Raw genomic sequence first — 12,292 nt, 5'->3', positions numbered from 1 at the left:
GGTTTTTCTCTTGCCGTGGGAGTTAGTGGAGCTGGTTAATTTCGTCGCCGTACAGCTCGTGCAGCAGGCCGTCGGTCAACTGAGAAGGATGTCCGTCAAACAGCACTTTGCCGCGCTGAATGCCGATAACACGGGTGCAGTACTGCTTCACCAGTTCAATCGAGTGCAGGTTCACCATTACGCTGATGCCCTGCTCGCTCACCTGACGCAACACATCCATGATGCGTTTGGTGTTTTTCGGATCGAGCGACGCGACAGGCTCATCAGCCAGCAGGATGCGCGGGTTCTGCATCAGTGCACGGCAAATTGCCACGCGCTGCATCTGTCCGCCCGAGAGATTCTCAGCACGCTGCAGCGCCTGCGGCAGCATGTTCATCCACTGCAGCAGCTCAATCGCCTGCGCGCGGTCTGCTTCGGAAAAGACTTTAAAGAAAGATTTCAGCGTCGAGGTCTGACTCAGACGGCCAAGCAGCACGTTGGTCAACACATCGAGACGCGGCACCAGACAGAAGTCCTGGAAAATCATGCCGCATTCGCTACGCCACTCACGCATCTGGCGGCTGTTGAGCGTCACCACATCACGATCCGCTTGATTGGGACGGTTGCTGAGAATCGCCCCCTGTGACGCACTGATGGTGCCATTCAGCATGTGTAACAGTGTCGATTTGCCTGCGCCAGAGCGACCAATCACGGCCACCAGCTCGCCCGCATGCAGATCGAAGCTGACATTATCCAGTACGCGGTTTTCGCCGTACGCCTTGCACAGTCCCTGTACCGACAGCACCTTGTTACCCTGACCGGCGTGTGGAACGTAAGGATTGTCGATAACGGTTTTCAGTAATGCCTGTGCCATGATGCACTCCACTCTCTGAGGTCTTGATTGCCCGTTATTACGGGCAAATCCGATGAAGACTTGATGACAGTAAAGTGATTAAACGGTGACAGCGTGAACAGAGCCGACGGCAATGCTTTGCCCATCGGTTGCCGCCAGCACATTGTCAGGTAAGCGATTATTCAGTAACCAGCGGTCCATCTCATGACTCAGGTGGACAAGCCAGGCCTGGCGCGGTGCCAGCTGTTCAATAATCTGCAATGCGCGTGTCACATCATTATGATTACGCACGCTTTCTCGGGGCGGGTCGTTGCAGTCAATCACCAGTTGGTCGAGGGGTTGACCGTCAAGAAAATCTGCGGTTTCCGGTGGTAATCCGCAGGTATCGCACAGCCAGGCGAGGCGTGTACCCTGCCAGTCAAACAGATAGCCATGGGTGAGTTTTGAGTGCTGTAACGGCAACGGCGTCACCTGCAGCGCACCGAAGTGATGGGGCACAAAAGGCGTGAGTGCCGGGCGGAAATCGAGTAATCCAGGGTGCTTAAACAGGTCATCACACCCCTTCTCATCCGGCGGTGCCCAGACCGGGATCGGTTCACCAATTCCCCAGCGCAGACTGAACAGTCCAGCGACATGATCCATATGAAAATGGGTGAGCAGGATGCGACTCAATTCACCGGGGCGAAAGCGTTGATGCAGATCGTGACGTCCTGCATCCAGCAAAATGCGCTCACTGCCAGTGTCGATTATTGCGCTGGTGGCCGCGCGTGCATGTCGGGGTTCGCGGCGCGCGCGTTCACAGGCGTGACAATCACAGCCGAACAGCGGCGCGGACTGCACGCCGCCGGTTCCGAGAAAAGTGAGTTTCATGGCGGATGTTCCAGCAGTTGGCGCAGCTTCTCGAGCGTATCACTCAGTGCGCCATCGTTATTGAGCGGATGGCAGTGCGCAGGCAAGGGTTCCGCTGCGCGTGCCAGTCGTTTGCTAATCTCTGCTTCACTTTCACGTCCACGCTGCCGCAGCCGCGCTTCCAGCACCGCAGGCGTCACCTGCAACACCAGCGGCAATAACCGGGCACCGTAATGCTGTTGCACTGTGGGTAGATGCAGACGTGAACCATTCACCAACACGTTTAACCCGCGTGCCAGCCAGTGGTCGATCTCTTCGCCCAGTCCATAATGCAGGCCATGCGCTTGCCAGCTAATGGCAAACAAGCCGAGGGCTTCACGTCGCCGGAATTCCGCTTCACTCAGTGCGACATGGTTTTCCCCCCCAGCATCCGCCGGGCGGGTAATGTAACGATGCGCAATCACCAACCCTTCGGGCGGCGCTTCGCGTAACGCGTTCAACAAGCTGTCTTTACCCGAGCCCGAAGGCCCGGTTAGCCAGATCAGCCGTGCCATCAGAACACCAGCCTGCCCTGCGACCAAACGTGGCGAATGTGCGGATGGCCATGTTCGGTATGCGCCAGAATCAGATCGGCGCGCTGTCCTTCGGCAATCACCCCGCGGTCGTGCAAGCCGATCGCGCGAGCCGGATTACGTGTCACCAGCGCGGCGGCTTGTGGCAACGTCAGGCTGTTGCGCTCGTCGGCCACCAGGCGGAACACTGCATCCAGCAGGCTTGCCGGATAGTAATCGGATGACAGGATATCCAGCAGGCCATGGCTGGCCAACTCCCATGCCGCCACGTTCCCGGAGTGCGATCCCCCACGAACAATGTTCGGCGCGCCCATCAGCACCTGCATACCGCACTCGCGTGAAGCGCGTGCCGCCTCAAGGGTGGTCGGGAACTCAGCGATGGTGCTGCCTACATCATATGATTCCGCCACATGTGCCGCTGTCGCATCATCGTGGCTGGCAATCGGAATACCACGTGAACGGCACAGGCTGGAGATGGCATTGCGGTTCGGCGTGGAGAATTCAGCGGCCAGCGCCAGCTGCTCACGCTCAAACTGATCCATCTGCTCATCATTCAGCGAATACTTGCCCTGATAGTAGGTGCGGTACATCTCAAGAGAGGCGTACTGACGCTGGCCTGGTGAATGGTCCATTAGCGATACCAGTGACAACTCCGGTGTACTCATCAGCGTTTCAAACAGCGGCAGCGTGGTGTTGTGTGGCAGTTCACAACGCAGATGCAGATGGTGATCAACCCGGTTGATGCCTTTGCGGTTGCTGTCCTGAATCGCATTGATCATTTTGCTGAGGTTTTCGATGCGATGGCCGCCGTCGCGCACATCACCCACGCCGATGGCATCTAATACCGTGGTGATGCCGCTGGCGACCATCAGTGCATCGTGGCTGCTCATGGCTGAATGCGCCGGCCAATCGACTTTCGGGCGAGGGGTAAAAAATTTATCGAGGTTATCGGTATGCAGCTCTACCAGCCCAGGCAGCAGGAAGGCGTTTTCCCCCTCCAGCGCACCCGGCAGTTGGCTGGTGCTGTCGCTGAAGCTGGCAATGCGGCCATCACGGATCTCCAGTGAACCCGACACCACTTCCTGTTCCAGCACCAGACGGACGTTGTTGACGATCATGCTTCTGCTCCTGTTTTTACCGGCTGCATGACGTGCAGGCGATCGGCCACGCGTGCGCGCACCGCTTCGTCATGGAAAATACCTACAATGGCGGCACCCCGTGCACGCGCCTGTTCAATCAATTCCACCACGGCGGCGCTGTTTGCGCTGTCGAGTGAGGCAGTGGGCTCATCCAGTAACAGCACCGGATAGTCGGCAATGAAGCCACGCGCAATGTTCACACGCTGCTGCTCACCACCAGAGAAGGTGGACGGCGCGAGCGACCACAAACGCTCTGGTACATTCAGCCGCGTCAGCAGCTCTTTGGCTCGCTTTTCACAGAACGCGCGCTCCACGCCTCGCTCCAACAGCGGTTGCATCACGATTTCCAGCGTCGGCACACGCGGGATCACGCGCAAAAACTGGCTTACCCAGCCCACGGTTTCGCGGCGAATCGCCAGGATCTGGCGTGCAGGGGCTTGTGCCATATCGATCCATTCGCCCTGGTGTTGCAGCCAGATGTGGCCACTGTTGGCTTGATAGTTGCCGTACAGCGCTCGCAGCAGCGTGGATTTTCCGCTACCCGAACGGCCGTGCAGCACCACGCATTCACCGGCGCACACTTCAAGGCTGGCGTCCTGTAACACCGGCAGCGCGGCACTGCTCTGGTTGTGCAGCACAAAGGTTTTGCTGAGTTTCTCTACGCGCAATAAAGGTTGCATGTTGATGTCCTGATGTTTGATTCGCGGTCGCCATAAATGGCGCCCCTACAACGCTCCAAGCCCACTCTTACTCACGGTCGTGACCCGATGTTGTAGGGTGCGCATTGATGCGCACCTGGCAAAAACGTTACGCCAATACCGATGAAACCAGCAGTTGGGTGTAAGGATGGTGCGGATCGTCCAGCACCCGATCGGTGAGACCGCTCTCCACCACTCTGCCCTGCTTCATCACCAGCAAACGGTGCGCCAGCAAGCGCGCCACGCCGAGATCGTGAGTGACAATCACCACCGCCAGGTTCAGCTCACGCACCAGAGTGCGCAGCAGGTCGAGCAGTCGTGCCTGCACTGACACATCCAGACCACCGGTTGGCTCATCCATAAACACCAGCGTGGGCTGGGTCACCAGGTTGCGCGCAATCTGCAAACGCTGCTGCATGCCGCCAGAGAAGGTGGTCGGCAAGTCATCAATACGGTTGGCCGGGATCTCAACGTCCTGCAACCAGCGCATCGCCTCTTTGCGGATGTCGCCATAATGGCGTTGACCCACGGCCATTAAGCGCTCGCCAATATTGCCGCCTGCCGTGACCTGCGGGCGCAAGCCGTCGAGCGGATGCTGATGCACCACCCCCCACTCCGTGCGCAGCAGACGGCGACGATCGCTTTCACTCAGTTGATAGAGATCCTGGGCGCGATAAAGAATGTTGCCCTGCTGCGGCGCTAACCGCGCCGACAGGCTGCGCAGCAAAGTGGTTTTACCCGAACCGGATTCCCCGACAATGCCCAACACCTCACCCGGATAGAGTTCAAAGCTGACATCTTCAAAGCCTTTGCCTGGCGCATAAAGGTGCGTCAGATTGTTGACCGCAAGCAGCGGCTGTTCACTGTGCATGCTGTTGTTCCTGCTGCTGGTGGCAAAAATCGGTATCGGAGCAGACAAACATGCGCGTACCGGCATCATCCATTACCACCTCATCGAGATAGCTGTGGCGCGAACCGCACAGTGCGCAGGGTTCATCCCAGCTTTGCACGGTGAACGGGTGGTCATCGAAATCGAGGCTTTCTACTTTGGTGTACGGCGGCAGCGCATAGATGCGTTTTTCACGTCCGGCACCAAACAGCTGCAGTGCAGGCATCATGTGCATCTTCGGGTTGTCGAATTTCGGAATCGGTGAGGGGTCCATCACGTAGCGATCGTTGACCTTGACCGGATAGGCATAGGTCGTGGCGATATGGCCATAACGGGCGATATCCTCATACAGTTTCACCTGCATAATTCCGTACTCTTCCAGCGCGTGCATGGTGCGGGTTTCGGTTTCGCGTGGCTCAATAAAGCGCAGCGGCTCCGGGATCGGCACCTGGAAGATCAGCACCTGATCCTCTTCCAGTGGCGTTTCAGGAATGCGATGACGCGTCTGGATCAAGGTTGCGTCTTTGGTGGCTTCGGTGGTGGCTGCACCGCTGACACGCTGGAAGAAACGACGGATCGACACCGCATTGGTGGTGTCATCCGCGCCCTGGTCAATCACCTTTAGCACGTCGCTGTCACCAATAATGCTGGCGGTGATCTGAATACCCCCGGTACCCCAACCGTACGGCATTGGCATCTCACGCCCGGCAAACGGCACCTGATAACCCGGAATCGCGACCGCTTTCAGAATGGCGCGGCGAATGGTGCGCTTGGTTTGCTCATCCAGATAACCGTTGTTATAGCCGGTTAACTCACTCATCGTTTTGCTCCTGAACCTGTTCGCGCAGCCGTTTCAGCAACTCAAGCTCCGCCTGGAAATCAACGTAGTGCGGCAGTTTCAGATGCGAAACAAAACCTGCCGCTTCAACGTTGTCAGCATGTGACAGCACAAACTCTTCGTCCTGCGCCGGGCCGGCGATCCGTTCGTTGTACTCGGGGGCCTGCAAGGCACGATCGACCAGCGCCATCGCCATGGCTTTACGCTCTGAACGACCAAACACCAGGCCGTAACCACGGGTGAAGTGCGGCGCACCTTCGGTTTGCGTGGTAAAGCCATTGACCATTTCACACTCCGTCAGCAGGATTTCGCCGATATCAATCTCGAAACCCAGTTCTTCCGGGCAGATGGATACGCTGAGATAGCCGGTGCGGATCTCACCAGCAAACGGATGGTTACGTCCGTAGCCGCGCTGGGTCGAGTAGCCCAACGCCAGCAGGAAGCCTTCGTCGCCGCGCACCAGCTGTTGCAGACGGGCAGCGCGGCTGGCGGGATAACCTGGTGGCTCACGGGTGATGTCACAAGGCTCACTGCCGTCATCCTCTTCACGCGCCGCCAGCCCCTCACGGGTCATCATGCTGAACACATGCGGACAATGCTCTGGCAGCGACTGATCGTCGCGCGGTGCAGCAGGCGTCTCGCCATTGGCCAGCAGCGTGAAATCAAGCAAACGATGGCTGTAATCGTATGTGGGGCCCAGTACCTGACCGCCAGGTAAATCCTTATAAACCGCAGAGATACGTCGTTCGATGCGCATTTCATCGGTTTCCAGCGCCAGACTGTCGGCCAGGCGTGGCAAAGTTGTGCGGTAGGCACGCAGCAGGAAAATGGCTTCCACCATGTCGCCGCTGGCTTGCTTAATCGCTAACGCGGCTAACTGTGGATCGTAAATACCGCCTTCGGTCATCACGCGATCCACCGCCAGACCGAGCTGGCCAGCAACCTGATCGCACCCCAGCTCGGCCACATCGCGGTCGCCACGGCGTAAATCCGCCTGTAGCTCGTGCGCACTGGCTATCGCCTTTTCGCCCCCTTTAACCGCGACGTACATCAGCACACCTCCACATCGGTGGTGCGAGGCAGTGCCATCATCGCTTCACCACAGGTGAAAATCAGATCAACACCCAATGGGAAGGGATGGGGGCGCTCACGCAGATAGGTCAGAATCGCTTCCGGCAGTTGTGGTGCAATCGCGCGGGGTTCACGCAGCCCAGGGCCAGACAGACGCAAGGTTAAACCGCCGTTAAGCGCAGGCACTTCGATGATCAGCGTGGTGCTTTTCTCCGGTGACATATTGTCGCCGGCCGCAAACTGCGCCGGATCGGGATTGGCAGCCGCATGAGTGAGGGCAAAAGGCGCATCACGGTGTTCAACAATCGGCACACCGGTATGGAAACGCAGGTTGCTGCGCAGCATCTCGCTGTCAATGCGGTTGTCTATCCACAACGCGCTCTCCTGATCCACCAGCGTCAGTAACACGGCGGTTGCCGCAGGCGACAAATCGCCCCAACCCTGTTGCAAGGGCAGAGAGACCATAACGCCTGGCTCGCTCATGGCTTTCAGGATGCGGCGGAAGGCACGCTGTGAATCGGCAACCGGATGGTTAAAACTGGCCAGTAATGTCATGAGTTATCTCCGCGAACCAGCGTAAAGAAATCCACTTTAGAGCTGGCGATTTCACGCGCGCGCAGCTGACGCTGCTCTTCTCGCAGTGCCGCCAGCGGGGCAATTAATTTTTCCTGCAACAGCGCGTGGGTTTCTGGCTGTTGCAGCAGCGCGTCGATCAATGCACAACGTTCGGCGTGCGCTTTATCGCGTCCCAGCACATAACTAAAACCCAGGGTGCCATCGTGCAGTTTCACCACTGCACGCGTGACGGTGGCATCGCCCATCACGAAGCGTTTACCGCTTCCCCCCATGCGCGCTTGCAGGCGAGTCAATCCGGTTTCAGCCGGACGCACAGACTCGAAATCACTATTGAGGTGCAGCGACTGCCAGTGGGCATTCAGGGTGTTGGCGTCACTGTGCGCCAGCACCGCAAGCCAATGCTGGCGGGCGGTTTGCTGTTTCATTCATGCTCCAGGGTGAGTTCAATCATGTCGCCACGCGTCAGGCTGACGGAGTATTCCGCTACCTGACCGTCACGGTGTTTATTCAGGGTGCGCACACACAACAGTGGTGACTGCAGTGCAATCTCCAGCTGTTTACACTCTTTCGCCTGTGCGCGACGGGTACTGATACGGGTTTGCGAACGGGTTAAATCCAGGCCCAGATGCTGCTGCATATAGTCGTGCAATGAGCCGCTCTGAAACTGTTGTAACGTCGGCCACCAGCTTAATTCAGGCAGAAAGTGGTTAATCACACACACCGGCACGCCATTGACACGGCGCAGGGTGCGCAGGTGAATCACGTTGTCGCCTTCATTGATGGCCAATGCGCTGGCCACATCGCTGCTGGCCGGGCGCAGCACTGCTAACAAGCGTTCACTGGTGGGATGACTGCCCTGCTCTAACAGGTTCTGGCTGAAACGCGCCTGCGCATGCAGTGGGTAATCGTAAGGGCGCATCAGCACCAATATGCCGACACCGTGGCGACGCTGCAGCAGCCCCTTATTGACCAGTTCATCCACCGCACGACGCAGTGTGTGGCGGTTAACTTCGTAGTGATCGGCCAGCTGTTGTTCGGAAGGCAGATAGTCACCGCAGCGATAACGCTCTTGCAGTGCCTGCTCCAGTTGGGCGGCGACCGCCTGATATACAGTGGTCGGATGTCTGGATATCTCCATCACGCTCAATACCTCATTCGCTTCAGGTTGAGGAACGCAGCGAAGGTTGCTGCGGGATGGCGACTACAGTGCGCGAGCCAGATGACAACGCCGTGACGGCTCAATGACGCGAGGATGAATTTGAATTAGGACAGAAGAATTGAAGCGAAACGGCTGGCGTTTCAATAAAATATTTTTAACTGTTGCCTTTGTGACAGTCATCAAAAAAATTTCACTTATTTTCACTCATTTATCTATAGCCTTACAGGATGCAGCTTGCAGAAACTCTGCTAACTTATTAAGTGACCCCTCCTTGTTACGCGAACCCTGAAATGATTAACACAATAAAACTGTCCGACGGTTTTCGCCGCAATTTTGTTCGGGAAGTGATTTTGCCTTTAGTGGCGATTTTAGTTTTAACCTTTGCCGGAGCAGGTGTTGGCCTGTTTTGGGGCACCTCTTTGACCAACGATCAAGCGCGCTCGCAGCAGCAGCGAATGATTGAGGCGTCGTTTGCCCAAAGTCTGAGCGAACACCTGCGCCAGCTCCGCAGCCTGACGCGCTGGTCGCCGCTGGCGAATCAGCTGGCTTCAGGCACACCTGACCAAAGCTGGCTGGATCAAAATATCGGCGGCTGGCTATACGATATGTTCGATCATCAACTGATTCTGCTATTGGATCGGGATAATCAACCGCTGGCAGTGTGGCGCAACGGCCAGCGTGTATCCGCCGACAGCATCTGCCATTACCTGCTGGAGATGCTGCGTAGCCCACTGGTAGTGAGCAGCGATGAAGTGGCGGGACCCAGCGATCGCGCCGACTTTGTCCGTATTGGTCCGCGTGCGGCCGCACTGGCGGTGGGAGATATCAGTAGCACGCGGGAGGCGGGTCGCTATCGGCTGGTGAGCATTAAATTCCTCGATGACGGCTATCTGCGTAATCTGGCCGATCGCAGTCAGTTACAGCAGTTACACTTTAGCGACGGTACGCCGCAGAAAGGCACCGATGCACTTTACCAACTCAATTCCCAACAGGGTGATGCCGTGGGCTACCTCACCTGGCAGCCTGATAAGCCGGGCGCACAAATGTTGCGGATGTTGGGGCCTTCTACCTTGCTGTCCGTGATTCTGATTACCTTGCTCTGCCTTTTTATGGTGCGGCGTATCTGGACGTCATCGCTGAACCTGTCACAGTCGCTGTTGAAACTGGGTGCCAGCGAAGCCCAGGCACAGCATCTGGCATTTCATGACGTGCTGACCGGTCTGCCCAATCGCGCCTTGGTGGAAGATCGTTTAACCCAGGCGCTGGCCGCATCCGCGCGACACGATCAGCGGGTGGCGTTGCTGCTGCTCGATCTCGACCGTTTCAAAAACATCAACGATACCTACGGCCATCATGCCGGCGATGAGCTAATCATAGAGGTTGCACGACGTCTGACCCACATTCTGCGAGCCAGTGATACTGTCGGACGCATTGGCGGCGATGAGTTCATCATTATTATGCCGGACGTCGATAACATTGGTCAGGTGCAGGCGCTGGCAAAACGTATTATCAGCGAGCTTAGTGAACCCTATGATCTGCAAGGCAGTGAGGGTTGGGTGGGCGTGAGTATTGGGCTGGCATTAGCACCCAAAGATGGCATTGATCGTCTGGAGTTGATGCGCAAAGCGGATATCGCGCTGTATGAAGCTAAAAACAGCGGACGCGGCCAGTATCGTCAATTTGAGAAAGTGATGGACGAATCGTTGCGCACCCGTCAGCAGATGGCGACAGACTTACGTCATGCGTTGGTCAATTTCGCTGGGCTGCGCGTGTGGTATCAGCCGTTGATGGAGATCAGTGGGCAGCGCGTGGTCGGCCTGGAAGCCCTGCTGCGCTGGCACCACCCCGTTCGCGGTGACGTCTCGCCAGGTGATTTTATCGCCATCGCTGAAGAGACCGGGATGATTATCCCGCTCGGTGAATGGGTGTTACGCGAAGCCTGCAAAACCTCGTTAAAGCTGCCGCAGGTGATAGTGGCAGTGAATGTCTCACCGGTGCAGTTCCGCGCCAGCGGCTTTGTTGAACGGATTATTGAGATTGTGCGCGAAGAAGGCGCCAACCCGCAGCATATGGAGCTGGAGATCACCGAAGGCGTGTTAATCGAAGATGAACACGAAGCGCGTAACAATATCATTGCGCTGCGCGAAGCCGGTTTCCGCATCGCGCTGGATGATTTCGGCACTGGCTACTCCAGCCTGAATTACCTCAGCACTTTCCCGGTGGATAAAATCAAGATCGACCGTTCGTTCACCCAATCATTGGGTGTCGCGCAAAACTCGACCGCGATTATCGAATCGGTGGTGCGGCTCGGACACGCCATGGGTTTAACCGTCACCGCCGAAGGCGTCGAGACCGAAGGCCAGAAAAACGCCCTCGCCGACGCTGGCTGCAATCAATTGCAGGGGTATTTATTCAGCCAGGCAGTGCCGTACGAAGAGATTGAGAAGATGGTGTAGTCCATTCAGCAGAGGACGTCATGGCCTCAGGAAATGAGCCCTTACTGACAACACGCACTGAAGCTAATGAGCAGGCTGGGGCCGCACCGGGGCTGGCATCCGCAGCGCTGAACGGAGTGAGTATGCCAGGAGAGCCCGCAGGACGCGGGCGAAAGGTGGCGCTGGAACATGGATGTTCCATCGGCACCGGTCCGTAAGGCAGACGAGTGAAGTGAAGGCACCGCGAAGCGGCGCGAGGACCGCCAGCCCCGGTGCGGCCCCAGACGGCGTTATCATCAGCGCTGAACTGTCTAGCATTACTATAAAATTATGACGGGAAATCCGTGTCTAACGACGCCTGTTTCCATGCCTCAATCTGTGCCAGACGCTCTTTCAGTTTGTTCGTCACCGCATCATAACCCCATGCGCCCATCACCAGATGGCGGGGAGGGTTGTCATGTTCCGTGATGGCAATCATCGCGGTCGCGGCGCGTGCGGGGTCGCCCGCTTGCGTGCCACTGTAGGCGGAGGTGGCTTTCATACGTGCGGCAGCGGTATCGGCGTATTCTGGCAAGGTACTGGGGGTCTGATGCAACGAACGTCCCGCCCAGTCGGTGCGGAACGGACCCGGTTCAACACAGGTCACATGAATGCCTAAAGGCGCGGTTTCCAGCGCCAGAGAATCAGACCAGCCTTCAACCGCGTGCTTGCTGGCAGAGTAGTAACCCGAGCTGGCAAAGCCAATAAAACCGGCCACAGAGGTGATGTTAATCACATGCCCACGACGCTGCTTGCGCATCCCTGGCAGTACCGCACGGGTTAGGGCGAACAGGCCAAACACGTTGGCATCAAATTGCGCACGAATTTCGTTTTCATCGCCCTCTTCCACCGAACTTTGATAACCATAACCGGCATTGTTCACCAGCACATCGATGCTGCCGAACTTCTCCTGTGCGGCGTGGACAGCGCGATGAATGCTGCTCTGATCGGTTACATCCAGCTCTACCGCCAACGCGTTCTGGTGGCCCGCAACCAGATCCTGCACCTTGCTGAGGTCGCGTGCGGTCACCACGGTATTAAAACCCCGCGCAATGGTTTGCTGTGCCAGTTCACGACCAAAGCCGGTGGAGCACCCCGAAATAAACCAAACCGGTGTGTTTGCTGAAGCCATTATGAAATCCCCTTAAAGGCGCCCGATGAACCGTCATCGGGCAAGGTCAATAACTATGGCAAA

The 12,292-nt window shown here is 57.3% G+C and carries 14 protein-coding genes; 2 read left to right on the top strand and 12 right to left on the bottom strand.

The window, feature by feature from the left end:
- Positions 1–22: 22 nt before the first annotated feature.
- From phnC to phnF, 11 genes are all read right to left on the bottom strand, one after another.
- Positions 23–853, bottom strand: coding sequence for a phosphonate ABC transporter ATP-binding protein (gene phnC / locus ACPUC8_RS20495; RefSeq protein WP_039332157.1), 831 nt, complete (start codon positions 851–853; stop codon positions 23–25).
- 78 nt (positions 854–931) lie between these two features.
- A complete protein-coding gene (gene phnP, locus ACPUC8_RS20490; protein ID WP_039332159.1) occupies positions 932–1,702 on the bottom strand; it encodes a phosphonate metabolism protein PhnP in 771 nt (256 codons plus the stop codon).
- Entirely contained in the window at positions 1,699–2,235 is a 537-nt protein-coding gene (phnN, locus tag ACPUC8_RS20485) for a ribose 1,5-bisphosphokinase (protein ID WP_494927205.1), read from the bottom strand. Before phnN ends, phnP begins: the two co-directional genes overlap by 4 nt.
- Positions 2,235–3,371 (bottom strand): alpha-D-ribose 1-methylphosphonate 5-triphosphate diphosphatase, encoded by a 1,137-nt coding sequence (phnM, locus tag ACPUC8_RS20480; RefSeq protein WP_494927204.1) that lies wholly within the window; start codon positions 3,369–3,371, stop codon positions 2,235–2,237. The genes phnN and phnM overlap by 1 nt, the downstream gene beginning before the upstream one ends.
- Positions 3,368–4,072, bottom strand: a complete 705-nt coding sequence (gene phnL, locus ACPUC8_RS20475) for a phosphonate C-P lyase system protein PhnL (protein ID WP_039332165.1) — start codon at positions 4,070–4,072, stop codon at positions 3,368–3,370. Before phnL ends, phnM begins: the two co-directional genes overlap by 4 nt.
- A gap of 127 nt (positions 4,073–4,199) precedes the next feature.
- On the bottom strand, positions 4,200–4,961 hold the full coding sequence (gene phnK, locus ACPUC8_RS20470; RefSeq protein WP_039332167.1) for a phosphonate C-P lyase system protein PhnK: 762 nt from the start codon (positions 4,959–4,961) through the stop codon (positions 4,200–4,202).
- Positions 4,951–5,799 carry an alpha-D-ribose 1-methylphosphonate 5-phosphate C-P-lyase PhnJ gene (locus ACPUC8_RS20465; RefSeq protein WP_039332169.1) on the bottom strand — a complete coding sequence of 283 codons (849 nt, stop codon included), beginning with the start codon at positions 5,797–5,799 and terminating at the stop codon, positions 4,951–4,953. The genes phnK and ACPUC8_RS20465 overlap by 11 nt, the downstream gene beginning before the upstream one ends.
- On the bottom strand, positions 5,792–6,868 hold the full coding sequence (locus ACPUC8_RS20460; protein ID WP_039332171.1) for a carbon-phosphorus lyase complex subunit: 1,077 nt from the start codon (positions 6,866–6,868) through the stop codon (positions 5,792–5,794). The genes ACPUC8_RS20465 and ACPUC8_RS20460 overlap by 8 nt, the downstream gene beginning before the upstream one ends.
- Positions 6,868–7,443, bottom strand: coding sequence for a phosphonate C-P lyase system protein PhnH (gene phnH, locus ACPUC8_RS20455; RefSeq protein WP_039332173.1), 576 nt, complete (start codon positions 7,441–7,443; stop codon positions 6,868–6,870). The genes ACPUC8_RS20460 and phnH overlap by 1 nt, the downstream gene beginning before the upstream one ends.
- The gene (gene phnG / locus ACPUC8_RS20450) at positions 7,440–7,889 is read right to left on the bottom strand and encodes a phosphonate C-P lyase system protein PhnG (protein ID WP_039332175.1); all 450 of its coding nucleotides are present in this window, start codon (positions 7,887–7,889) and stop codon (positions 7,440–7,442) included. Before phnG ends, phnH begins: the two co-directional genes overlap by 4 nt.
- A complete protein-coding gene (gene phnF / locus ACPUC8_RS20445) occupies positions 7,886–8,602 on the bottom strand; it encodes a phosphonate metabolism transcriptional regulator PhnF (protein ID WP_039332177.1) in 717 nt (238 codons plus the stop codon). Before phnF ends, phnG begins: the two co-directional genes overlap by 4 nt.
- 311 nt (positions 8,603–8,913) lie before the next feature.
- Between phnF and ACPUC8_RS20440 the strand changes: the two genes are divergently transcribed.
- Together ACPUC8_RS20440 and ACPUC8_RS20435 are read left to right on the top strand one after the other, a co-directional pair.
- Positions 8,914–11,079, top strand: coding sequence for a putative bifunctional diguanylate cyclase/phosphodiesterase (locus ACPUC8_RS20440; protein WP_494927203.1), 2,166 nt, complete (start codon positions 8,914–8,916; stop codon positions 11,077–11,079).
- Positions 11,080–11,099: 20 nt separating this feature from the next.
- Positions 11,100–11,276 (top strand): hypothetical protein, encoded by a 177-nt coding sequence (locus tag ACPUC8_RS20435; protein WP_494927202.1) that lies wholly within the window; start codon positions 11,100–11,102, stop codon positions 11,274–11,276.
- 110 nt (positions 11,277–11,386) lie between these two features.
- Here ACPUC8_RS20435 and ACPUC8_RS20430 read toward each other — a convergent pair whose 3' ends face one another.
- Positions 11,387–12,229, bottom strand: coding sequence for an oxidoreductase (locus tag ACPUC8_RS20430; RefSeq protein ID WP_039332181.1), 843 nt, complete (start codon positions 12,227–12,229; stop codon positions 11,387–11,389).
- Positions 12,230–12,292: the final 63 nt, after the last annotated feature.

It is taken from the genome of Pantoea sp. CFCC18177 (assembly GCF_059412425.1).
This window is presented reverse-complemented; position numbering and strand designations above follow the sequence as displayed.

Bases quoted from the DNA above. Each gene is read 5' to 3' on its own strand.
- phnC (WP_039332157.1), bottom strand. From the start codon at position 853: ATGGCACAGGCATTACTGAAAACCGTTATCGACAATCCTTACGTTCCA.
- phnP (WP_039332159.1), bottom strand. From the start codon at position 1,702: ATGAAACTCACTTTTCTCGGAACCGGCGGCGTGCAGTCCGCGCCGCTG.
- phnN (WP_494927205.1), bottom strand. From the start codon at position 2,235: ATGGCACGGCTGATCTGGCTAACCGGGCCTTCGGGCTCGGGTAAAGAC.
- phnM (WP_494927204.1), bottom strand. From the start codon at position 3,371: ATGATCGTCAACAACGTCCGTCTGGTGCTGGAACAGGAAGTGGTGTCG.
- phnL (WP_039332165.1), bottom strand. From the start codon at position 4,072: ATGCAACCTTTATTGCGCGTAGAGAAACTCAGCAAAACCTTTGTGCTG.
- phnK (WP_039332167.1), bottom strand. From the start codon at position 4,961: ATGCACAGTGAACAGCCGCTGCTTGCGGTCAACAATCTGACGCACCTT.
- ACPUC8_RS20465 (WP_039332169.1), bottom strand. From the start codon at position 5,799: ATGAGTGAGTTAACCGGCTATAACAACGGTTATCTGGATGAGCAAACC.
- ACPUC8_RS20460 (WP_039332171.1), bottom strand. From the start codon at position 6,868: ATGTACGTCGCGGTTAAAGGGGGCGAAAAGGCGATAGCCAGTGCGCAC.
- phnH (WP_039332173.1), bottom strand. From the start codon at position 7,443: ATGACATTACTGGCCAGTTTTAACCATCCGGTTGCCGATTCACAGCGT.
- phnG (WP_039332175.1), bottom strand. From the start codon at position 7,889: ATGAAACAGCAAACCGCCCGCCAGCATTGGCTTGCGGTGCTGGCGCAC.
- phnF (WP_039332177.1), bottom strand. From the start codon at position 8,602: ATGGAGATATCCAGACATCCGACCACTGTATATCAGGCGGTCGCCGCC.
- ACPUC8_RS20440 (WP_494927203.1), top strand. From the start codon at position 8,914: ATGATTAACACAATAAAACTGTCCGACGGTTTTCGCCGCAATTTTGTT.
- ACPUC8_RS20435 (WP_494927202.1), top strand. From the start codon at position 11,100: ATGGCCTCAGGAAATGAGCCCTTACTGACAACACGCACTGAAGCTAAT.
- ACPUC8_RS20430 (WP_039332181.1), bottom strand. From the start codon at position 12,229: ATGGCTTCAGCAAACACACCGGTTTGGTTTATTTCGGGGTGCTCCACC.